This is a genomic window from Pseudomonas sp. KUIN-1, from assembly GCF_009176725.1.
Lineage (GTDB): Bacteria > Pseudomonadota > Gammaproteobacteria > Pseudomonadales > Pseudomonadaceae > Aquipseudomonas > Aquipseudomonas fragariae.
In genome coordinates this window covers 3,892,736-3,914,781 of sequence record NZ_AP020337.1, presented here as the reverse complement: position 1 = coordinate 3,914,781, position 22,046 = coordinate 3,892,736, and the positions used below count along the sequence as shown (strand labels likewise).

General features: G+C 61.0%; 20 protein-coding genes. 8 read left to right on the top strand and 12 right to left on the bottom strand.

All coding sequences use genetic code 11. The features are described 5' to 3' along the window. Positions 1-597 precede the first annotated feature (597 nt). From KUIN1_RS17365 to KUIN1_RS17345, 5 genes are read right to left on the bottom strand one after another with little or no spacing between them, the layout of a single operon-like run. On the bottom strand, positions 598-2,031 hold the full coding sequence (locus tag KUIN1_RS17365) for an efflux transporter outer membrane subunit (RefSeq protein ID WP_011268398.1): 1,434 nt from the start codon (positions 2,029-2,031) through the stop codon (positions 598-600). Next, positions 2,028-2,912: an efflux RND transporter periplasmic adaptor subunit gene (locus KUIN1_RS17360; RefSeq protein ID WP_054091964.1), complete on the bottom strand. Its 885-nt coding sequence runs from the start codon at positions 2,910-2,912 to the stop codon at positions 2,028-2,030. The genes KUIN1_RS17365 and KUIN1_RS17360 overlap by 4 nt, the downstream gene beginning before the upstream one ends. Further along, positions 2,909-3,118, bottom strand: a complete 210-nt coding sequence (locus tag KUIN1_RS17355; RefSeq protein ID WP_003315925.1) for a DUF1656 domain-containing protein — start codon at positions 3,116-3,118, stop codon at positions 2,909-2,911. Before KUIN1_RS17355 ends, KUIN1_RS17360 begins: the two co-directional genes overlap by 4 nt. Next, a complete protein-coding gene (locus KUIN1_RS17350) occupies positions 3,115-5,202 on the bottom strand; it encodes an FUSC family protein (RefSeq protein WP_004407383.1) in 2,088 nt (695 codons plus the stop codon). Before KUIN1_RS17350 ends, KUIN1_RS17355 begins: the two co-directional genes overlap by 4 nt. Continuing rightward, positions 5,199-5,651: a MarR family winged helix-turn-helix transcriptional regulator gene (locus KUIN1_RS17345; protein WP_004407381.1), complete on the bottom strand. Its 453-nt coding sequence runs from the start codon at positions 5,649-5,651 to the stop codon at positions 5,199-5,201. The genes KUIN1_RS17350 and KUIN1_RS17345 overlap by 4 nt, the downstream gene beginning before the upstream one ends. A 540-nt stretch (positions 5,652-6,191) precedes the next feature. Here KUIN1_RS17345 and KUIN1_RS17340 point away from each other — a divergent pair. After that, complete coding sequence (locus KUIN1_RS17340; protein WP_011268396.1) at positions 6,192-6,860, top strand: polysaccharide lyase family 7 protein; 669 nt, start codon at positions 6,192-6,194, stop codon at positions 6,858-6,860. Between the two features lie 19 nt (positions 6,861-6,879). On the opposite strand, the gene KUIN1_RS17335 is transcribed toward KUIN1_RS17340, so the two are convergent. Both KUIN1_RS17335 and KUIN1_RS17330 read right to left on the bottom strand, forming a co-directional pair. After that, positions 6,880-8,268, bottom strand: a complete 1,389-nt coding sequence (locus KUIN1_RS17335; protein ID WP_116887052.1) for a heavy metal sensor histidine kinase — start codon at positions 8,266-8,268, stop codon at positions 6,880-6,882. Further along, complete coding sequence (locus KUIN1_RS17330; RefSeq protein ID WP_004407375.1) at positions 8,247-8,936, bottom strand: heavy metal response regulator transcription factor; 690 nt, start codon at positions 8,934-8,936, stop codon at positions 8,247-8,249. Before KUIN1_RS17330 ends, KUIN1_RS17335 begins: the two co-directional genes overlap by 22 nt. A gap of 170 nt (positions 8,937-9,106) precedes the next feature. Here KUIN1_RS17330 and KUIN1_RS17325 point away from each other — a divergent pair, with 170 nt between their 5' ends. The 3 genes from KUIN1_RS17325 (at position 9,107) to KUIN1_RS17315 (ending at position 11,174) form a co-directional block, all read left to right on the top strand. Then, complete coding sequence (locus KUIN1_RS17325) at positions 9,107-9,712, top strand: hypothetical protein (RefSeq protein ID WP_011268394.1); 606 nt, start codon at positions 9,107-9,109, stop codon at positions 9,710-9,712. A 74-nt stretch (positions 9,713-9,786) separates the two neighbouring features. Next, positions 9,787-10,407 carry a cytochrome b/b6 domain-containing protein gene (locus tag KUIN1_RS17320; RefSeq protein ID WP_116887054.1) on the top strand — a complete coding sequence of 207 codons (621 nt, stop codon included), beginning with the start codon at positions 9,787-9,789 and terminating at the stop codon, positions 10,405-10,407. After that, complete coding sequence (locus tag KUIN1_RS17315) at positions 10,404-11,174, top strand: molybdopterin-dependent oxidoreductase (RefSeq protein ID WP_004407366.1); 771 nt, start codon at positions 10,404-10,406, stop codon at positions 11,172-11,174. The genes KUIN1_RS17320 and KUIN1_RS17315 overlap by 4 nt, the downstream gene beginning before the upstream one ends. 565 nt (positions 11,175-11,739) lie before the next feature. Here KUIN1_RS17315 and efeO (KUIN1_RS17300) read toward each other — a convergent pair. The 4 genes from efeO (KUIN1_RS17300) to efeU are packed head-to-tail and all read right to left on the bottom strand — an operon-like array spanning position 11,740 to position 16,015. Beyond that, complete coding sequence (gene efeO, locus KUIN1_RS17300; protein ID WP_003403826.1) at positions 11,740-12,564, bottom strand: iron uptake system protein EfeO; 825 nt, start codon at positions 12,562-12,564, stop codon at positions 11,740-11,742. Between the two features lie 29 nt (positions 12,565-12,593). Further along, the gene (gene efeB, locus KUIN1_RS17295; RefSeq protein WP_024651408.1) at positions 12,594-13,916 is read right to left on the bottom strand and encodes an iron uptake transporter deferrochelatase/peroxidase subunit; all 1,323 of its coding nucleotides are present in this window, start codon (positions 13,914-13,916) and stop codon (positions 12,594-12,596) included. A 24-nt stretch (positions 13,917-13,940) separates the two neighbouring features. Then, positions 13,941-15,152, bottom strand: coding sequence for an iron uptake system protein EfeO (gene efeO / locus KUIN1_RS17290; RefSeq protein ID WP_116886980.1), 1,212 nt, complete (start codon positions 15,150-15,152; stop codon positions 13,941-13,943). Between the two features lie 8 nt (positions 15,153-15,160). Next, positions 15,161-16,015, bottom strand: coding sequence for an iron uptake transporter permease EfeU (gene efeU, locus KUIN1_RS17285; RefSeq protein ID WP_003403822.1), 855 nt, complete (start codon positions 16,013-16,015; stop codon positions 15,161-15,163). 252 nt (positions 16,016-16,267) lie between these two features. On the opposite strand from efeU, the gene KUIN1_RS17280 reads away from it, so the two are divergent. Together KUIN1_RS17280 and ada are read left to right on the top strand one after the other, a co-directional pair. After that, positions 16,268-16,933, top strand: a complete 666-nt coding sequence (locus tag KUIN1_RS17280; protein WP_116886979.1) for a DNA-3-methyladenine glycosylase family protein — start codon at positions 16,268-16,270, stop codon at positions 16,931-16,933. A gap of 69 nt (positions 16,934-17,002) precedes the next feature. Beyond that, a complete protein-coding gene (ada, locus tag KUIN1_RS17275; protein ID WP_003403817.1) occupies positions 17,003-18,109 on the top strand; it encodes a bifunctional DNA-binding transcriptional regulator/O6-methylguanine-DNA methyltransferase Ada in 1,107 nt (368 codons plus the stop codon). Here ada and ampC read toward each other — a convergent pair. Continuing rightward, complete coding sequence (gene ampC / locus KUIN1_RS17270) at positions 18,098-19,255, bottom strand: class C beta-lactamase (protein WP_003403815.1); 1,158 nt, start codon at positions 19,253-19,255, stop codon at positions 18,098-18,100. The genes ada and ampC overlap by 12 nt on opposite strands. Positions 19,256-19,399: 144 nt before the next feature. On the opposite strand from ampC, the gene KUIN1_RS17265 reads away from it, so the two are divergent. Further along, positions 19,400-20,845: a SulP family inorganic anion transporter gene (locus tag KUIN1_RS17265; protein ID WP_152092139.1), complete on the top strand. Its 1,446-nt coding sequence runs from the start codon at positions 19,400-19,402 to the stop codon at positions 20,843-20,845. Positions 20,846-20,927: 82 nt separating this feature from the next. Then, positions 20,928-22,043, top strand: a complete 1,116-nt coding sequence (gene zapE / locus KUIN1_RS17260; RefSeq protein ID WP_004410979.1) for a cell division protein ZapE — start codon at positions 20,928-20,930, stop codon at positions 22,041-22,043. Positions 22,044-22,046: the final 3 nt, after the last annotated feature.

The following is a 22,046-nucleotide window of genomic DNA, read 5'->3' as shown; positions in this document are numbered from 1 at the left end:
CTGACATCAAAAAACCGCTGTGTGACGCGGAGCGTCACGAACTGCATTCCAACGCGGAGCGTTGGAACGATAGTCAAGCTGGAGCGTGGGGACGAGATTCAAAATCGCAGTCACTGCCACCGAAATGCTTTTCGAACACCATGGCACTGACAACGCAGAGTGCGACGTAAGTGACGGCTGAGTCCTGGCGCTGATCCGGGGGTAGCCTGGCAGGACGCCAGGCTAGCCGCACCGGGCCATGGAGGGCCCGTTGCGGCGACCCCCGGATCAGTGACAGGGCGAAGGAACCCGACGAAGTCGGGCCGGAAACCGGAGCGAGGGGGGTTGCCTACTTTGGCCCCATCAAAGTAGGTCGCCGAGGGGCGAAAAGGTGACCTGAGCCGAACCCTATCCACCTGACAACGAAAAACCGCTGTGTGACGCAGAGCGTCACGAACTGCATTCCCACGCGGAGCGTGAGGAACGATAGTCATCAGGTTCCGGGCCGTGCCTCTAGCCCGACTACTCTAAAGCGCTTTTCGATCACAGTGGCACTGACAAAGCAAATTGCGACGTAATCCATCCGAACCAGGCTTGATGGCGGGGCGAACGCCCATCCTATTTCTGCGCCACGTCATCCTTCTCCCAGCCGCCGCCGAGTGCCAGAAACAGATTGATCTGCCCCATGGCCACCTGCGTGTTGGCCTCCGCCATTTGCGCGCGCACGTCAGTGTAAGTGCGTGTGGCCTGCAGATCGGCGAGAAACGAAGCGCGTCCGGCCTGATAGAAGCGGTGCGTCTGGTCAGCCGCTTCCCTGGCGGATTGCTCGGCTTCTTTGAGGGCGTCGCGGCGGTCGAGCAGGGCGGTGTATTGCGCCAGACCGGTCTGGGTTTCACGGATGGCGTTGAGCACCACACCGTCAAAACGCGCCAGTGCCGCCTGCGCCGAGGCTTCGGCCTGATGGATGCGGGCGCGTGAGCCATTGGACGGGATGGTCCAGTTCAGCAGCGGCCCGAAGCCCCAGCGATTGGCCGCCGGCTTGCCAAGGTTCTCGATCAGGCCGGTGGTGCCAATGCTCGCGCCGATGCTGATGTCCGGATACAGTTCGCCGGTGGCAACACCGATCTCGGCAGTCGACATCGCCAGATGGCGTTCAGCCTGACGCACATCCGGGCGGCGTTTGAGCAACGCTGCACCGTCGCCCACAGGCATGACCTGCGCAATCTGCGGCAGCTGGTTGCAGGTGCTTACCCCGGCGGGCAGTTGCTCGACAGGTTTGGCCAACAACATCGACAGGCGGAAGATTGCAGCCTGACGGCGTGCCTCGTAACGGGGCATTTCGGCGCGTAACGACTTGAACTGTGTCTGTGAACGAGTGACCTGCGTTTCATCGCCACGCCCGGCATCACGCAGGCGCTGGTTGAGGGACACACTCTGTTTTTGCAAGTCCAGCGATGCGCGGGCGATGTCGAGTTCTTCGTTGGCCGCACAAATCTGCGTGTAGGCGCGCACCACATCGGCGACCACCGTGATGCGTGCCGTATCCACCGCTGCCTGATTGGCATCGACATTGGCCTGCGCCGCTTCGATGCCACGCTGCAAGGTGCCGAACAGATCGAACTGGTACGAAGTGGTCAGACCCACGTCGCCCACATTGGCCACCGGCACCTTGTCGGTCAGCAGAAACGCCTCGCCTGACTCCTGCACGCGCTGCGCGCCGATCTTCGCGCCGTTGGTAAAGCCGCCAGCCGCCTCGGCTTCCGAGGTCTGATAGCGGGCACGCTGCAGGTTGGCCGCGGCAATGCGCAGGTCGGTATTGGACGCGATAGCCTGGCGCACCAGCTCATCCAGACGCGCATCCTGATACAGGCGCCACCAGTGCGCAGGCACCGGGGCCGAAACCGTGTTGACAGAGCGGCCAGCCAGTTCACCCTGCAGGTCCGGACGGTTGATCGCGCCGTCCTTGGGCACCTGGTAATCCGGGCCGACCATCTGGCAGGCTGACAGCACGGCGGTAAAGCCGAGAGCGGCCACGCGTAAAGCAGGTTTCATCGGCTGCGCTCCTGGGTGTCGTCGATGATCGACACCGTCGCGGTACGCCCGGCAATCATGCGGAAGTCGGCAGGCACATCATCGAAGGCGATCCGCACCGGAATCCGCTGCGCCAGACGCACCCAGCTGAAGGCCGGATTGACGTTGGGCAGCAGGTTCGAGCCGCTGCTGCGGTCGCGGTCTTCGATACCGGCAACGATGCTCACCACATGGCCGGTCAGCCGCGCTGTGTCGCCGATGACGCGGATGTCGACGCCCTGGCCGACATGAATCCCATCGAGCTTGGTTTCCTCGAAATAGCCATCGATGTGGAACGACGTCGAATCGACCACCGAAAGCACCGGGCGCCCGGCAGTGACGAACTCATGTTCGCGGGGCGCGCGGTCGTTGAGGTAGCCGTCCACCGGACTGCGGATCACCGAGCGATCCAGGTTCAACTGTGCGGCATCCACTGCAACCTTTGATTCGCCCAGCGCCGAAAGGGCCCGAGCTTCGCGTGACTGGCTTTCTTCCAGTTGCTCGCGGGCGACCAGATTGCCCAGACCACGGTTACGCTTGTTCTCGCGGCGCGCCTGTTCCCAGGTTTCCTGACGTTCGGCGACCGTCGCCTGCGCCTGGCGCAGTGCCAGACGGAAACGGTCCTGATCGATGGTGAACAGGATCTGGCCCTTGTGCACGGGCTGGTTGTCAGTGACTTCAACCTTCTGGATCAGTCCGGACACGTCCGGAGCGATCTGCACGACATCGGCGCGGATATGCCCGTCGCGCGTCCACGGCGCATACATGTAATACATCACCATGCGCCATACGACCACGGCGGCCAGGGTGACAACCAGCAGGGTCAGGACCACGCGGCCCAGTGTCAGTATCGGTTTTTTCATGTCATCAGGTATCGACTTAGAGTATCCACGGCGCCGAGCAACAAAGCGTATAGACCTACGTTGAACAAAGCCCGGTGCCAGACCAGACGGTAGAAGTGGGCACGCGACAGCACCGCGTGCACGACCAGAAACAGCAGATAGGCGATGCCCATCATCGCCAGGAACGTGGGGATGAAGATCCCGCTGATATCCAGATCACCGATCACAGGGGCGCTCCATCGATGTTATGCGGCAGTTGCTCGGTCAGTTCCCCGCCCACGGTGACGATCTCGACCCCCGGCAGCAGAGCCAGGCGCAGGCCACTCAGGGCATGCAGAAGGTGCAGTCGGGCCGGGTTGTCGCCCATCTCCTGATCGGTCAGTGAACGGCGTGCGCGGTCCATGGCCATCAGCAGGCCTCTGGGCGCGGGTAGCCGTTCACCGGCCTTGCGGCACAGTTTGAAATAGCCGCTGACTTCGTCGATCACCTGACGCAACAGCACCTGAGCCGCAGGCGTGGCACGGCGGGTGTAGGCCAGCAGGTCGAGCATGTTCAGCGCGACGCGCAGTTCACGCAGGGCAATCCCGGTGTCCTGGGCGGTGAGCGTCAGGCGCGGCAGTTGTTGCATCAGGCGGTCGAGCATTTGCACGCCCATGCGCCGATGCTCGGCCAGAGACGCGTTTTCACTGAGACTGGCGATGTCACGCCAGCTGAACCGGGTCAGGCGCTTGACCGCCAGTTCGACGCCGAACGGGCGGAACACCAGGGTCCAGATGAAGGCGAACAGCAGTCCGACAGGACCCGCCAGGTTGGCGTTGAGGAAGTTCATGAAGTCCGCGTCATAAGCGCTCTGGATACTGATGAACGACGAGGTGTTGACGATGGTCAGCAGCGTGCCGAGAAAGAAGCGCGGCTGCACGGTCAGGGTGCCGACGCAAATGAACGGCACGGCAAAGGCCAGCACCAGCATCGGGAAGTCATGCAGGTTGGGCAGCACCACAAACAGGTACAGGCTGGCGAACACCACCGAGAGCAGGGTCCAGAAAAAGAACCGGTAGATTTGCGGAGCAGGGTCGTCCATGGCGGCGAAGAAGCTGCACGACACCGCCGCCAGTGCCACGGCACTTGCGCCATCTTTCCAGCCGAGCAGAATCCACAACACCGACGCGGCGATGATCGCCAGCACCGTCGAAGTCACCGAATAGAGCATCAGACCGCGGTCGAGAAACGGGGTCAGACGGCCCAGGCGCCAGTGGCGGTAGACCGCGCGCCACTGTGACTGGTCGTCGGTCTTGATCGCGTATTGCAGGGTTCGGCAATCCAGCCACAGGTCGATCCATTCGCCCAGCCTGAACAGCGTATTGGAGAGCAGCAGTTGATCGCGATCGTCCAGTTGCGCGGAGTCCGGTTGCAGGCTCTGCAGATCACGATGCAGCTGCTGCCATTGCTCCACCTGCGGCCCGTCGGCAGTGCTTTCGAGCCAGTCGCAAGTCTTGTGCAATAAGGGTCTGACGCTGGCCAGCAGCTCGGGTGTGCGTCGCTCCAGCGCCCACAGCGCGTCATCCAGCGCATCAATGACCGGCAAGAGGTGGATCATCCGGCCGCGCAGTTCATTGGCATTGCGCACGGTTTGCTTGCGGGCGCCTTCGTGGCTCAACTGGCCGATCATCATTTCCAGCGAGTTGAAGCTGCCGACCATCGAATTTCGCAGTGTGCCGATTTCTTCGGGCTGACAGGTGCGGCTGATAAAGCGCTGACTGTAAGTCGCGGCGTCACTGAACCACTTTTCCGTGGTGGCCTGAAACACCGGTGCCAGGCGTCTGGGCCAGAACATCGCACCCACGACAGCGGCGCAGATGATGCCGAGAAAAATCTCTTCGGTACGCGACACCGCGATGTCGAAAACAGCCTGCGGGTTGTCGACCACCGGCAGCGAAATCAGCGGCATGGTGTAGCCGGCCAGCATCAATGCGTAGCTGTTGGCGGTGCGCAAGTGCAGGGACAGAAACAACAGGGTGCCCGTCCACAGCCCGACCACGATGGCCAGCAACAAGGGCGTCTGCACGAACATGGGCACCAGCACCACCGATGCTGCGGCACCGGCCAGGGTTCCGGCGGCTCTGTACAGGGCCTTGGAGCTGGTCGGGCCGACGAAGGGGCTGGAGACGATGTACACCGTGGCCATTGCCCAGTAGGGGCGGGGCATTTCCATCAACAATGCGATGTACAGCGCCAGCATCGACGCGCCGAAGGTGCGTACACCGTAGAACCAGTCGCGTGCAGGTGGAACGCTGGAGAAAAATCCGTTCAAGCCTGGCCCCCGTGTTCGCGCTGCGCCGCATCGGCAAACGCCTGTAACACCCGTAACGTGGCTTCCAGGTCGGCAGGTTGCAGCCCTTGCAGCACTTCGGCGCGCAAGCGAGTCAGTTCGGCTTCGATCGAACAGGCCAGTTCGCGACCTTTGCGCGTCAGGCTCAAGGCCTTTGCGCGGCGGTCATTCGGGTCTTCAGTGCGGCAAACGATGTCAGCCTTGCACAGCTGATCAAGCAGACGCACCAGCGTCGGGCTTTCCATGCCGGCCGCCTGGGCGACTTTCACCTGATGTGCGCCATCGCCCAGACGTGCGATGGCCAGCAACGGACCTGCGCAGGCTTCGGAAATGCCATAGGTCACCAGCGTGTTCTGGCAGATGCGTCGCCATTGGCGAGACGCGGCCACCAGACCACTGCTGATTGTCCGATGCAAGGCTTCGACAGACATGGAAAAACACCAGGAATTTAGTTAGGAGCGATATTGTTAGCAGGGAGATAAATAGCTTGCTAACTAATATCTCGTAACAACTGCTTACAGTCAACCCGCAGCCGCCAGGCGGAGGTGGTTTCTTTTCTGCCCGTTAAGAGCGCGTTTCGAGGCGACGTGACGCTCTAAAAGGGCCGCCTTGGTCAGCTCCGGGCAATGGAAGTTCATTTATCCTGAAGATAACTGCTACCGTCTGTCGGGAATTTGCGGTTTTTTGCGCTGTATCGGCCTCGATACATTCAAAAAAATGACGCACTTCACAAAACACTTCTTCACGTGAATCAATGCTTGCAGCTTGAGAGTGGCACATGGCCGCATCGTAACAATTGATATCGTAGTAATGGCATTGGCCGATTTTAGACGGTTTGTTGACGCCAAAGCGTTGTCGAGTCTGTTTAAAAAATAAACGATTAAGCCGATAGTCTGGATGACCAAACGGGCCAGCACACCCGTTTCAGAGCCATTCAGTTGGTGCGCGATGCGCACCTTGCGAGCTACGCGATGATCGACCTTGCTACCTGGAATCTCTCCGTCCCTGTCGGAAGCCCCGCGACCATTATCGAAACCCCCAAGTTGGTAAAGGGCTATCGGGATGGCTACTTTCAGTCCGGGGATACGCTGTTTTTCTGGGCACCGGTAACGGGTTCAACCACCGAAAACGCCAAGTACCCGCGTTCCGAATTGCGCGAGACGACTTCGGACGGAAGGGTGTTCAACTGGGCCTACTCCAGTGCCGACAATTTTCTGCGCGCGACCCTGGAGGTCGATCAGGTGCCTTCCAGCGGCAAGATCGTGATCGGTCAGATCCACTGCTACCAGAGCACCGAACCGCTGCTGAAGGTGGAGTACCAGTACAAGGAGAAGCTGCAGACCGGCAATATCGTCGCCAAGTTTCGTCGTACGCCGGACTCGGAAATCGAGGTCATCAACATTGCGCAGGGTGTGCCGCTCAACAAGCAATTCAACTACACCATCAACCTGTCGCCGTCTGGCGATCTGACGGTCAATGCCTTTGACGCGGTCTGGTACGCCAAGCTGGATTCAGCCTGGGCCAGCAAACTGTTCTACTTCAAGGCAGGGGTCTATACCCAGGACAATACCGGCTACACCACGGAAGGCGGCTCGGCCACGTTCTACAAGCTGGCCATTGCCCACGAGAAAAAGAATTGATCCTTGCGCACTGCAGGCTTCAGGCCGCTGGGAATATCAGACTGAAGCAGATTCTGCCGACGGCGGGTTGAGCGACTTCGACCCGACCGCCGTGCAGTTGCATGATTGCCGTGACGATCGCCAGCCCCAGGCCGTTGGAATCCGAGCGCTCATGGCGTGAGGCGTCACCGCGATAGAAACGATCGAACAAGCGTGCGAGGGTGGCCTCCGGCAGCACCGGTCCCTGATTCTCCACATCGATCTTCCAGTGCCTGTCCACAGCCGTCACTCGCATCAGAATCTCGCTGTCTTCATCAGCGTAGCGAATCGCATTGGCGACCAGATTGCTCAATGCACGCCGCAGCAAAATCGGATCGGCCAGCAGCGTGCCTTGTCCGTGGGTGCTCAGGGTCAGGTTGCGTTCTTCGGCCAGCCCCTCGAAATAGCCGGCGACCCGTTGCAGTTCGTCATGCATATCCAGCGCCTGACGTTCCAGCGCGGCCTTGGCTTCGTCCGCCCGTGCCAGAAACAGAATGCTTTCCACCAGCCGCGAGATGCGCTCCAGCTCTTCCAGATTGGAGGCCAGCAGCGCCTGATATTCATCGGCGCTGCGGTTCTGGCGCAAGGCGACCTGACAATGGCCCATCAGTGAGCCGACCGGTGTGCGGATTTCATGGGCCAGATCGGCAGAAAACTGCATCAGGCGCCGGTAGCCATCGTCCAGACGGTCAAGCATGGCGTTGAAGGCGTCGCTCAGTTGTTGCAGCTCGACGGGCGTATCGCGGCTGTCGAGGCGTTTGTGCAGGCTGGCCGGGGTGATGGCGGCAGCGTGGGCGGCCATTCTGCGCAGCGGACGCAAGCCGCGGCGCAGCAGCACATAACCCAGGGCTGCGGTGATCAGAAACGCCAGGGCCACAGCTATATAGATACGCTGACGGAAACTGGCGAGCATGGCCATTTCCTTGACCATCAGGTGCGCAGCCTGCAAGCGCACTTCGACACCGTTGGACATCACCTGGACGGCGGCAGCGCGCAACGGCACGCCTTGCAGGCTCATGCCGCTGCGCAGGTCATCGACCCGCAGCGGTTGGTCCTGCGCCACGGTCGGCAGCTCCGGCAGGGGCGCGTGCTGCGGATTGACCGAGATGACCGGTGACTTGCCCGGCTCGCCGATGATGAAGATGTCTTCTTCGCTGTCGAGCATGTTCTCGAACAGCTGCGGGCTGCCCTTGAGGTTGCCCATGGTCAGGTCATAGCGCAACAGCTTGCGAAAGTGGTCCAGCCGCGCGAGCACGGCATGGTCGCTGCGCTGCATGACCGTTTCTTCGATTGACTGATACAGGTACAGGCCTGCGCCGCTGACGGTGAGCATCGCCACCAGGGCAAAGGCCAGGGTCGAGCGCAGGGTCAGGGAAGGCTGGCGTCGCATGGCCGCACCTCGCACACATAACCGATGCCACGCACGGTGTGGATGAGCTTGACCGGGTAGGGCAGGTCGACCTTGCTGCGCAGGCGCTTGATGGCGACGTCCACGACATTGGTGTCGCTGTCGAAATTCATGTCCCAGACTTCCGAGGCGATCTGTGCCCTGGACAGTACGTCGCCTTCGCGGCGCAATAACAGGTGCAGCAGAGCGAACTCCTTGTTGGTCAGCACGATGACCTGCTGCTGGCGCGTTACGCGGCGGCGCAGCAGGTCCAGTTCCAGGTCGGCCAGATGAAAGTGGTCCGCCTCGCGTACCACGCCGCGGCGCAGGATGGTGCGGATGCGCAGCAGCAGTTCGGTGAAGGAAAACGGCTTGACCAGATAATCGTCGGCACCCAGTTCCAGGCCGCGAATCCGGTCCTGCAACTGGTCGCGCGCGGTCAGAAACAGCACTGGCACGTCCTGCCTGGCGCGCAGGACTTCGATGATCTGCCAGCCGTCGATGCCTGGCAGCATCACGTCCAGCACGATGAGGTCATAGCGGTTTTCCAGCGCCAGATGCAGGCCGTCGGCACCGTGCTGCGTCCAGTCGACCACGTAGCCGGATTCGCCCAGTCCCTTCTTCAGGTATTCGCCGGTTTTGGTGTCATCTTCAATTAGCAGGATATGCATCGTTTTGTCCGCTACGCTTTTCCTGGCGCCCTTGTTGCGCCGATGCCGGAGTCTAACCAGTTGCCGACAGGGTGTCCGGCGAATGACAAAAATGTCATTGCCCGGTCATTCTACGGTGCCGGTAGCGGTGCAAGGATGGCTTTCAGATCTCACCTGCCAAGGAAGTACCGATGAAGACTGCACTCTCTACTACGTTCGGCCTGCTGTTGCTCAGTGCCGCTGTCATGACCCAGGCTGCCGACATGAAGGTGGTCAAACCCATGCGCGGGACCGTCGACAGCGTCAGCGCCGACACCCTCGACTTCACCACCCGTTCGGGTCAGCACGAAAGTATCAAGCTGACTGACAAGACCGGTATTCGTCTTGTGTCCGAAGCTGACTTCAAGCAAATCAAAGACGGCAGTTTTGTCGGTTCGGCAGCGAAACCGAAATCTGACGGCACGCTGGAAGCGCTGGAAGTGACCGTTTTTGAGGCGAGCCTCAAAGGCAGCGGCGAAGGTCACTATGGCTGGCAAAACGCGGATGGCAGCACCGGCACCATGACCAATGGCACCGTTGGCACATTGGCCGACACCAATGGCCGCACACTCATCGTCAAGTATGAAGGTGGCGAGAAGAAACTGGTGGTGCCGCAGGATGTGCCTGTCGCCTACGTCGAGCCAGGCAAGGTTGACCAGTTGACCAAAGGCGCGAAGGTCGTGGTATTCCCGGCTGACGACGGCAAGTCCGCTCGCGGTGTTGCCGTCGGCAAGGACGGTTTCACACCGCCGATGTAATCACCGCCAGGGCTATCAGGGGCACAAGGCTGCCCCTGATAGCCTCTTCCATGCCTGATCAGAGGGATCTCGACATGAAAACCCGCCCCATTCATCCGTGGCCGGTGCGCCTGACCCACTGGGTCAATGCCGTGGGCATGGTCTGTATGTTCATGAGCGGTTGGGCGATTTACAACGCATCACCACTGATGCCGTTCACCTTTCCCAAATTCCTGACACTCGGCGGCTGGCTGGGCGGTTCCATTGCCTGGCACTTCGCGGTGATGTGGCTGTTGGTCATCAACGGTCTGATTTATGTGCTGTATGGCGTGTTCAGCCGCCATTTCAAGCGCGATCTGCTGCCGGTACGGCCGTCCGAAGTGACGCGTGACATGAATGACGCGCTGCATTTTCGCCTGGTCCACGTCAAAGGCCGTTACAACGCCGTGCAACGACTGATGTATTGGCTGGTGCTGGCCATGGGCGTATTGGTGGTGCTGTCCGGCCTGGCCATCTGGAAGCCGGTGCAATTTCAATGGCTGGTCAGTCTGCTGGGCGGATTCGATTTCGCCCGTTGGATACATTTCGGGGCGATGACCGCCATCGGCGCGTTTGTCATCGTCCATCTGCTGCTGGTCGTGCTGGTGCCCAGTACCTTGCTGCCGATGATTACCGGCGGCCGCCAGCCGAACGAAGACGGAACTGCGCAATCATGAACGAACCACGTAAACGTACGACTCAGCGCATCATTCTGGAGCCTGCGCAGCAGCGTCAGCTGGTCGATATCCAGCGCCGCTCGTTTCTGCGCGCGGGGCTGACCGTGGGCGCGATGTCGATGCTCACGGGCTGCAACCTGCAGGATGGCGATCAGGTCGATAAGGTGCTGTGGGCCATGTCGCGCTGGAATGACCGGGTTCAGGCCTGGCTGTTCAACGGCCAGAAGCTGGCGCCGACCTATAGCAAGGCGCAGTTGACCAACCCGTTCCCGTTCAATGCGTTCTACCCTGAATACAACGTGCCGGAGCTGGATCTTGCCGATTACCAACTGGCGGTGTCGGGGCTGGTGCGCGACAAGCAGCCGTGGACGCTGGAGGCGCTGCGCAAACTGCCGCAACGCACGGATATCACGCGGTTGATCTGTATCGAGGGCTGGAGTGCGATAGGGCAGTGGGGCGGCGTGCCGCTGAAGACGTTCCTGGAGTATATCGGCGCTGACACGACGGCGCGTTTTGTCGGTTTCAAGTGCGCTGACCGCTATTACTCAAGCCTGGATATGCCTACTGCGCTGCATCCGCAGACCTTGTTGGCGCTGGATTTCGGTGAAGTGGCCCTGCCACCTGATTACGGTTACCCGTTGCGGGTGCGGGTGCCGACCAAGCTGGGCTTCAAGAATCCCAAGCACATAGTCGAGATTTTCGTCAGTAACGAGAATCCTGGCGGGTATTGGGAGGATCAGGGGTACAACTGGTTCAGCGGGATCTAGGAGCGGACGCAGAGCGTCCAGAAGGGCATGCGGCGCAGAGCGTCGCACGATGGCGGTAGTGAGATTATCGTTCCTCACGCTCCAGCGTCGGAATGCAGTTCGTGACGCTCTGACGCTCTGCGTCACATGGCGGTTTTTCTTTGTCAGGTGGATTGAAGTTCGGCTCAGGTCACCTTTTCGCCCCTCGGCGAGTTACTTTGATGAGGCCAAAGTAACCAAAGCCTTTCGCTCCTGTTTCCGGCCCGACTTCGTCGGGTTCCTTCGTCCTGACACTGATCCGGAGGTCGCCGCAACGCGCCATCCATGGCGCGGTGCGGCTAGCCTGGCGTCCTGCCAGGCTAGCCCCGGATCAGCGCCAGGACTCAGCCGTCACTAACGTCGCACTCTGCGTCGTCAGTGCCATCGTGGTTGAAAAGCTTTTTAGAAGCGTAGCTGAGAGGCTGATGACTATCGTTCCTCACGCTCCGCGTGGGAATGCAGTTCGTGACGCTCTGCGTCACACTCAGGTGCAGTAACCACCGGGCAGGGCAAAGAGCCGCACCTTGGGCAGGCGCGGCGTTTCAGGTCAGTTCAGGCCCAGTTTGCCGCGCAGGGTCGAGAGGTCTTCTGCCAGGGTGTTGACCGGGCCGACCAGGGCTTTGCGATCGTTTTCTTTGACTTTGTCGTAGGTTTCAAAGCCACCGTCCTTGGTCTTGTACTTGGCGAGGATCTTGTCCACGGTGGCGAAGTTCTTGTCGACTTTGCTGGAAAAGGCCTTGTCCTGCTGTTCGATCTGCGGACGGAACAGGTCGACGATTTTTTTCGCGCCGTCGATGTTGCCCTGGAAGTCATACAGGTCGGTGTGGCTGTAGCGGTCTTCTTCGCCGGAGATCTTGGTCGCTGCCACTTCTTCCAGCAGGGCTGCTGCGCCGCCGACGACTTTTTCAGGCGGGAAGGTCAGGTCGGCCACGCGCTTTTCCAGGTCCTTGACGTCGCTCAACAGCTTGTCGGCGATAGGGCCCTGATCCTTCGTGGTGTTCTGCGAGAACAGCGCATATTCCAGACGATGGAAGCCAGTGAAGTCTTCCGCCGCCACGCCTTGTTCATGGTCGTCGACGCGTGAGTCGATGGAGGCGTCCAGGTCACTGAACAGTTCGGCAATCGGTTCTACCGACTCGTAGTACACGCGGGTAGGGGCGTAGAGCTTTTTGGCTGTCGCGATGTCGCCTTTCTTCACGGCATCGGTGAATTTCTGGGTGTGGCTGACCAGCTCTTCAATGTTCTCGGTCACGTAGATCTTGTAGTCCGACACCGGGCCTACCAGATCCAGCGGCGCGGTGGCGGCAAAGGCCGCCAGTGGGGTCTGGAGCAGGCCAAGGGTCAGGAGCAAAGCCAGGGGCGTCTTTTTCATGAGTGTCTTCCGGGTCAGGAGTGGATAGGTCATGCGTTTTTAGTGGGCGCTACGGCCGCCAGCAGCGAGCGACCGATGAAATCCTGGTCGCCGGTTACCCCCGGCAGGGTGAAGAAATAGCCGCCACCGACCGGTTTGAGGTATTCCTCCAGCGGCTCGCCGTTAAGCCGGCTCTGTACCGTAATGAAGCCCTTTTCCAGATCGGCCTGGTAGCAGATGAACAGCAGGCCCATGTCCAGTTGCCCGTTCTTGTTCACCCCGTTGGAGTAATTGAACGGACGACGCAGGATCAGGTTGCGCTGGCTTTCGGCGGTACGCGGGTTGGCCAGGCGGATGTGCGAATCCAGCCGGGTTTTCTTGCCTTCCGGGTCTGCCGCGTAGTTGGGCACATCGCTCTCGACCTTGCCGTCCATGGGCGCGCCGGTGCTTTTGCTGCGACCGAAAATCGATTCCTGCTCCTGCAACGGCGTGCGGTCCCAACGCTCGACGAAGTTGCGGATGATGCGCACCGCCTGATAGCTGCCGTTGGCGGCCCAGGCCGGTTCGTCGCTGCCCGGCTGCACCCAGACCAGTTCGTTCATGGTCTTCTGGTTGTTGGAATCCGGGTTCGCCGAACCATCCCGGAAACCCAGGAAGTTGCGCGCACTTTCCGGCGGCTGACCGGGTTTCTTCGGTGCCTGGGGCGGCACGGTGCCTTCCTGTTTCCAGCGCACCAGCAGCAGATCGGGCAGGTTCTTGACGATGTCGCGCAGCGCATGGATGTTGCTGTCGGCGGTGTTGGCGCAGAACTGGATGCTCAGATCGCCGTGGCAACTGGCCGGATCCAGCGCATCGTTGGGGAAACCGGTCATCCGGCTCAGGCGTTTCGGCTTGATCGGGGCCAGGCCGAAACGCTCATCGAACAGCGACTCGCCCACCGACACGGTGATGGTCAGGTTGTCCGGGGTCACCACCGGGCCGAGAATGCCCGAGTCCGGAGGGGGCAGTTTCGGATCGATCTCCGGCACCGGGCCACCGGTCATCAGGAACGCGATGCGCTCGTTCAGCGTGCGAAACAGGCGTTCCAGGTCCTCACGGTCGGCGGCCAGAACATCGAACGCCACCAGCATGCCCGCGGCAGGGCGCGGGTTGACGATGCCGCTCTGATGCACGCCGTGAAACGCGTTGTGGTCCTGCGTTTTCTCGCTGTTTGGCGCTTCGGCGACTTGTGCAGGTGCTGCGGCAAGTACGTTGCCGCTCAGGCTGCTGCCAGCCAGCGCGGCCCCTGCAGCGCCAAGCCCCATCAGCACGCGGCGGCGTTGCAGGGAGGTCGGAGCGTTGCTTGTGTCTGGATTGCTGTCCGGGTTTTTCATGGTGATGTGCTGTGCTCCAGTAAATCAGAGGCCGGAGAGGCCGAGTGCCGGGTCGATGCCATTGAGCGCGTCAGCCAGAGCGCCAGCCTTGGCGGCGATCTGCTGACGCTGCGTCGCGTCCACCTGATCGTACGGGCGCACGCCACCATCGGCGCTGCTCAGCGCATCGAGCGTGGTGTCCAGATCGGCCATGGCCGCGTCGATCTTCTGCAACAGATCGCCCGCACTGCGGGCCAGCAACGGACGCAGCAGGTCGACGATCTTGCGGGTGCCGTCCAGGTTGGCAGCAAAGCCGTTGAGGTCGCTGTGGCTGTAGCGTTCCTCTTCGCCGTTGCTGCGTACCTCAGCCAGGCTGCGCAGGGTGCGGGTGGCGATGGCCGCCAATTGCTCGGGCGCCAGCGATTGCGCCAGCAACTGTTGCTTGAGCTGGGTGACATCGGTTTGCAGACGCTGCACCACCGGCGTCAGGCCCTCGACGCTGTGTTGCTCGAACAGGCCGTATTCAATGCGATGGAAACCGCTGAAGCCGGGGTCCTGTTCACGTTTCTCGTAGTAGTCGGCGCGGGCGTTGATTGCATTGTCCAGTTCGGCGAGACGCTGTGCAGCCGGTGCAATGCGCTGGTAGGCGGCGCGGGCGGGCAGGTAGGCCGCCTGGGCGGCGCTCAGGTCGCCGGCATCAATGGCCTGTTGCAGGGCGGTGACTGCCTTGATCAGCGCCGAACTCTGCAGGCTCAGGTACACGCGGTACTCGGAGAGCGGCCCGATGAAGGCGGTCATGGACGGACGCGCCTTGGCCTTGGCGTCGGACTCTGCCGTCGGCGTGACGTGCAAGGTGCCGCGCGGATTGCTCAGCAGACCGCAGGTAATCGTGTAATCGCCGGGTGCCAGGTTGGCATTGATCACCTGGCTCAGGCCCGGCGCGATGTTTTCCCGCTCTTCGATCACCAGCACGCCATCGAGAATTTCCCATTCGACGGCGCGCTCGGAGCGGTTGACGATGCGGAAGGCGTTGTTGCCCGCCGCGACCGTCAAGGCGTTCGGTTCGCAGTTGTGCGCGTGGATATTGACCACGGTTTCAGTTCCGGCATTGGCTGCGCGCTTTTTCACGGCGACCTGCGAGGCGTAGTAGAACAGCCCGCCTGCGGCGATCATCAGGATCACTGAGCCGGCGACTGCCAATCGCAGGACACGGGGCGGCCGGGCTTTCCCGGAAGGCCCTGAGGGACGGTTAGACATGGAGGCCCTTATTCGTTCGTAACAGAAGAGGTGTTTGGCTGCATGACCTTGCCAGTCGTCGGGGTATGCGGCTTGAAGAACAGCAGCAGCGCCCCGATCAGGTAAATCAGGTAGGCACTCAGAGTGCTGACCGTCGGTGCGTCCTGGTAACCGAACATGCCTGCCAGCACCGAACCGGCAGGGCCGTCCATCGGCAACCGTGCACTGATGTCGAAGACCACTTCCTGCAGGTGATTCCAGACCCCGGCTTCATGCAGTGCCTGAACGGAGTTGGCGAGAATGCCCGCCGCCACTACCAGAATGAACAGCCCGGTCCAGCGGAAAAACAGGCTCAGGTTGAGACGCATGCTGCCGCTGTAGATGGCCACGCCGAAACCGACCGCCAGCAACAGACCGAGCAGGGCGCCCAACGGCGCGCCGGAGCCTTCGCTCTGCTGGAACACAGCGAGCAGAAAGAATACGGTTTCCAGCCCTTCGCGGGCCACGGCGAAAAACACCATGGCGATCAGCGCGTAGGTCTGGTTTTTCGAGCCGGTGAGGGCTGCGTCCAGCGATTCGTGCAGCGCGTGTTTGATCGATCGTGCCACCTTGCGCATCCAGAACACCATGGAACTGAGAATGCCAACGGCGATCAGGCCGACGATGCCTTCGAACAGTTCCTGCTGCTTCTGCGGAAACTCGGCGCTCATCAACTCAAGCCCGCCACCGACGAACAGCGAGAGCGCGACAGCCAGAAATACGCCGATCCACACCGCAGGCATCCACTCGCCACGGCCGGTCTGCTTCAGGTAACTGGCGATAATGCCAACGATAAGTGCGGCTTCGATGCCTTCGCGCAGCATGATCAAAAAGGGAACGAGCATATCTCACCGGGTCAAAGCTGTAGGGTGAATGTGTCTCGACGAGCCATAGGCCGGAAACACTGCGTAACATAATGATACTCATTCTTGAATGCGTGTAGTTGTTTTTTATCGGGATTGCGTTTTTGGCAGGTCGTTCAGGTCAGGTTCAGCTAATCGCTCGCGGTGTTTTGAACGTTCCGCGGCCTTCGACAATCAGCGATCATTTTCAACCCTCTTGTAAACCCTGGTTGCCGCTCTCATCTGGAAATCATCATGTCATCAGAATCAGACAGCACCGACCGCGAGCATGCCGAGGCGGTCGCGGCGCTCAGGTCTTTAGACCCGCAATGGCAGGCGCTGATCGACCTGGTCGGCCCTTGTCTGCATCCGGTCAGCGCAGCGCAGGACCCGTTTCAGGCGCTGGTCAAGGCCGTTGCCTATCAGCAATTGCATGCCAGGGCGGGCGATGCGATGGTCATGAGATTGCGCTCCCTTTTTCCAGAGGTCAGCTTTCCGAGTGCCCCGGCACTGGTCGAGCTGGATGATCAGGCACTGCGTTCCTGTGGCTTCTCGGCGTCCAAATGCCGGGCGATCAAGGCGATTGCCGCTGCGCGGTTGGACGGTCTGGTGCCTGAGGTCAGTGCTGCGCTGGCGATGGGCAACGAGGCGCTGGTCGAACGCCTGATCCAGTTGCCGGGCGTGGGGCGCTGGACCGTGGAGATGATGCTCATCTATGGGCTCGGTCAGCTGGATGTGATGCCAGCCAGCGACTTCGGCGTGTGCGAAGGATACCGGCGACTGTATGCTCTGCAACTCAAACCGTCGCACCGGCAAATGGCCCGGCTTGCCGAACGCTTCGCGCCTTACCGAACCATTGCTGCCTGGTATCTGTGGCGAGTACCGGTCGATTTCAGCGAACTCGGCTCATCTCGAATTTGAAAGCAAGACTCGGAGTGCCCAGTGGCTCCGACAGGCGCAGGCTTATCGAAACTCAAGGCAGGCTCGACCATGGACAGCACAGAAGGCACTCAAACGGCACGCGCCCTGCGCACTGAAGACGACCCGCGCTGGGACATCCTGGTCAATCGGCGTTCACACGCCGGCGCTGACTTCGTTTATGGCGTGCTGACCACCGGCATCTATTGCAAGCCGTGCAGCCCGACCCGGCTGCCGCGTCCGGAAAACGTGGTGTTTTTTGATAGTGCGCACGACGCCGAGGCCGCCGGGTTTCGCCCATCCCTGCGCAATGCCGGCGACTCAAACGCGCTGCAACGCAAGCACGCAGAAGTCGTTGCCCAGGCCTGCAGACTGATCGATGCCGCCGATTCGATGCTCAATCTGACCGCGCTTGCGGAGCAGGTCGGGATCAGCGGTTTTCATTTCCACCGCATTTTCAAAAGACTGACCGGGCTGACGCCCAGGGCCTACAGTGTCGCCTCGTTACGTTCGCGGGTGAAAGTCCAGCTCTCACAGGACCTAAGCATTACCCGTGCGTTGTACGAGGCGGGCTACAACGCCAACAGTCGTTTCTATGAGGCTTCGCAGAACATGCTCGGCATGAAACCTTCCGAATACCGCGCGGGCGGCGCCAATGTCGATATCAGGTTCGCTCTGGGGGAAAGTTCGCTGGGTTCGATTCTGGTGGCCACCAGCAGCAAGGGCATCTGTGCGATTTCGCTCGGTGATGACCCGCATGCGCTGATCGAAGCTTTCCAGGACCAGTTTCCCAACGCCAACCTGATCGGTGCAGACGCCGCGTTCGAACAACTGGTTGCCGAGGTCGTGGGTTTTGTCGAATCACCTGCGACCGGCCTGGCGCTGCCACTGGATATCCGCGGCACGGTGTTTCAGGAGCGGGTCTGGCAGGCGCTCAGGGACATTCCTGCCGGATCGACGGCCACCTATACACAGATCGCGACGCAGATAGGGCTGCCCAGTGCAGTCCGTGCGGTGGCCAACGCCTGCGGTGCGAACAAGCTCGCGGTGGCGATTCCCTGCCACCGCGTGGTGCGCAGCGATGGATCGTTGTCGGGCTACCGCTGGGGCGTCGAGCGCAAGCGCAAGCTGCTTGAAATCGAAGCGGCCGAAGGGGCAGGGCTGTTTTCAGGGCGTTGAGCAGCAGCCCATTTTCTGCAGAATCCGATAGGCCAGTTTCACCCGCTCCTCGTTTGGGTAGTTTTTGTTGGCGAGGATGGCAATCCCCAACTGCTGCTCCGGAATGAACGCCACATAGCCGCCGAAACCGTTGGTTGATCCGGTTTTGTTGACCCAGACCGAAGATTGCGCTGCCTGCGGCGGTTCGATCATTTCGGCTTTGACCGTGTTCAGCATGGCGCTGGCATTGCCCTCAAGCAGCGTCTCCAGACGAACCGGCAGCGGATACTGCTCCCAGATCAGGTCCTGAGTCATGCCGCCGACCTTGAAATAGCCGGTCCGGGTATCGCGCAGGGCTTTTTGCAGCGCGGCGTCGTTTTGACCGAGTCCGATGTTCGCTTCGACGAAGCGTAGCAAGTCGCTGCTGCTCGATTTCACCCCGTAGGCTTCAGCCGCCAGCGGACCTGGATTGACCCTGACCGGCTCGTCGAGTTTGTTGTAGCCCTGCGCATACAGCGCCTGTTTTTCATCGGGTACGTTGATATAGGTGTTACTCAGACCCAGCGCCGGAAACAGCCGCTGCTGCAGGGCCTGTTCATACGGCAGCTGCATGCTGCGCGCTGCAACCATGCCGAGCAGGCCCACACTGGGGTTGGCGTACGTGCGATGGGTGCCGGATAGATATTCGGGCTGCCAGGCCTTGAAATATTCCATCAACTGACGGGTGTTCTGCACTTTGTCCGGCACCTGAAGCGGGAAGCCGCCAGCCGTGTGGGTGCCCAGATGGAAAATTGGCACCTTGCCCAGCCGCGTGGCCTGCAACTGCGGAATATAGCTGTCGATGCTTTGCGTCAGCGACAGCTGCCCATTGGCCTGCGCCCAGGTAGCGAGGGTGGCGGTGAAGGTCTTGCTGATCGAGCCGAGTTCAAACAGCGTATCGCGGGTCACTGGCTGGCCGGTGGCTTTTGACGCGACGCCATAGGTGTAGAACTGCTGTTTGCCCTGGCGAGTGACGGCAATCGACAGGCCCGCGATATGATTTTCCTGCATCACTTTACTGGCTTCTGCCTGCACGAATGCGTCGACAGACGCTGTGTCGTCGTCGGCAACAGCCACTGCACTGACCAGCAGAAGTCCTGTGCAGAGCAGCGCTCCATTCCATTGCATCGGTTTACTCCTTGTTGTTTTGAGGCATGGGCCGATCATCAGAGAGCTTTCCTGGAAGCCCCACCGTGGTGGTCGGTCGTCAAAGGTTTGCGTAATATGCCCCCTTTTTTGCGCTTCCTCCATGGAGCGCCGCTCAGGTAACCCATGAAAACGATCCGTATACGTGCCGACGTTCTGGCAGGCCTCACCACATCTTTTGCATTGGTGCCCGAGTGCATCGCCTTTGCGCTGGTGGCCCATCTCAATCCGCTGATGGGGCTCTACGGCGCATTCATCATCTGTACGCTGACCGCGCTGTTCGGCGGGCGCCCGGGCATGGTGTCCGGTGCGGCCGGTTCCATGGCGGTGGTGATCGTCGCGCTGGTGGTTCAGCAGGGCTTGCAGTATTTGCTGGCGACCGTATTGCTAGGCGGTCTGATCATGATCCTGTTCGGCTTGCTGCGGCTCGGCAAACTGGTGCGGCTGGTGCCGTATCCGGTGATGCTGGGCTTCGTCAACGGCCTGGCGATCGTCATTGCGATGGCGCAACTTGAGCACTTCAAGGTCGGTGATTCGTGGCTCAGCGGTACGCCGCTGTACGTGATGATCGGGCTGGTGGCGCTGACCATGGCGATTGTCTACCTGTTGCCACGCCTGACCCGCATTGCGCCGCCAGCGCTGGTGGCCATCCTCAGCGTCGGGCTGGCGGTGTACCTGCTCGGCCTGCCGACTCGCACCCTGGGCGACATGGCGCACATTGCCGGTGGCTTGCCGGTATTCGCCATGCCGGATATTCCGTGGAATCTTGAGACCCTGCGCATCATTGCCCCGTACGCCATTCTGATGGCGCTGGTCGGTCTGCTGGAAACCCTGCTGACCCTGAACCTGACCGACGAAATCACCGAAACCCGTGGTTATCCGGATCGCGAATGTGTAGCACTGGGCGCTGCCAACGTGGTGTCCGGTGCCTTCGGCGGCATGGGCGGCTGCGCGATGATCGGCCAGACCGTGATCAACCTCAGTTCTGGCGGCCGCGGTCGGCTGTCGGGCGTGGTCGCCGGCTTGATGATCCTGATGTTCGTGCTGTTTCTCTCGCCGCTGATCGAGCGCATTCCACTGGCGGCACTGGTCGGAGTGATGTTCGTGGTCGCCCAGCAGACCTTCGCCTGGGCCTCGTTGCGTGTGTTGCGCAAGGTGCCGGTCAACGATGTACTGGCGATCATTGCCGTGACCGTGGTCACGGTGCTGACCGATCTGGCCACCGCAGTGCTGTTCGGGATTATTATCGCGGCGATCAATTTCGCCTGGCAGCAGGCTCGCGAGCTGTACGCCGACAGCCATGTCGAAGCGGATGGCAGCAAGGTCTACCACCTGCATGGCACGCTGTTCTTCGCCTCGATCACACCGTTTCTCGACCAGTTCAACCCGGCCGAAGACCCGACTCAGGTGACTCTGGATTGCCGCCACCTGAGCTTTGTCGACTACTCGGCCATCGCTGCGCTCAAGACCCTGCGCGAGCGTTACGCCAAAGCGGGCAAGCATCTGCGTGTGGTCCACCTGTCCGAGCGCTGCAAGCGACTGCTCAAGCGTGCCGGCGTGCAGCATGCCTGAGTTGAGTTGATGAGTTGCGTTGCGCGACGCAGCCTCGTATAGGCTGGATGTCTTTTCTCCGATAGCGAAGGGTGTGTGCCTGATGGATGCCGTCTCTCCTCTGCAAGCCTACGAACGTGCCGTCCAGCGTGGTTTTCAACCCGACCAGGCGCAATTGCAGGCCGCCCGGCAGTTGCAGGCGTGTTACGAGGGGCTGGCCGACGCTCGCGGTCGGGCACGCGGCGTTTATCTGTGGGGACCGGTCGGGCGTGGCAAGACCTGGCTGATGGACCGCTTTTTCGAGAGCCTGAGCGTACCGGCCCGGCGTCAGCATTTTCATCACTTCATGCGTTGGGTGCACAAACGCATGTTCGAGTTGATGGGCACTTCCCAACCCCTGACTGTGGTCGCCAGGGAGCTGGCGCGTGACGTGCGGGTGATGTGTTTCGACGAGCTGTTCGTCACCGATATCGGCGACGCAGTGATCCTCGGCGGGCTGCTGCAGGTGATGTTCGAAGAGGGTGTGGTGCTGGTCTGCACGTCCAACCAGCCACCGGAGCAGTTATACAGCCACGGCCATAATCGCGAGCGCTTCCTGCCAGCGGTTGCGGCCATTCTCAAGTACATGGATGTCGTGGCGGTCGACGGCGGCGAGGATCACCGGCTGCACCCCGGGCAACTGCATCAGCGTTACTGGATTGCCGAAGCCGGTCGACCCAGCGCCTTGCAGGGCATCTTCGACGCGTTGAGCGCGGATCAGCCGGTTCACGATTCGCAGGTCATGCTCGGTTATCGCAGCATCAACGTGGTTCAGCATTCCGACACGGCCGTGTGGTGCCGCTATCGCGACCTTTGCGAACAGCCGCTGGCGGCCATGGATTTCATCGCCTTGTGCGATCGCTTTTCGGTGATTCTGCTCAGCGAGGTGCCGCTGCTGGGGGCCGCACAGCGCGAAGCGAAAATTGCCCGCGGCACCGAGGATGGCGTCGAGCAGGTGACCGCAGGCGATCGCGAGCTGCCGCAGTTGTCGCCCAACGATGATGGCGTGCGCCGTTTCATCGCGCTGGTCGACGAGTGCTATGACCGGCGCATTCCGCTGTATGTCGAAGCGCCGGTGCCGATGGACGAGCTGTACACCGAGGGCTACTTGTCGTTTGCCTTCCGGCGCACCCTCAGTCGGCTTCAGGAAATGCAGCTGGAGCGTTTCACCGAGTCCTGACGC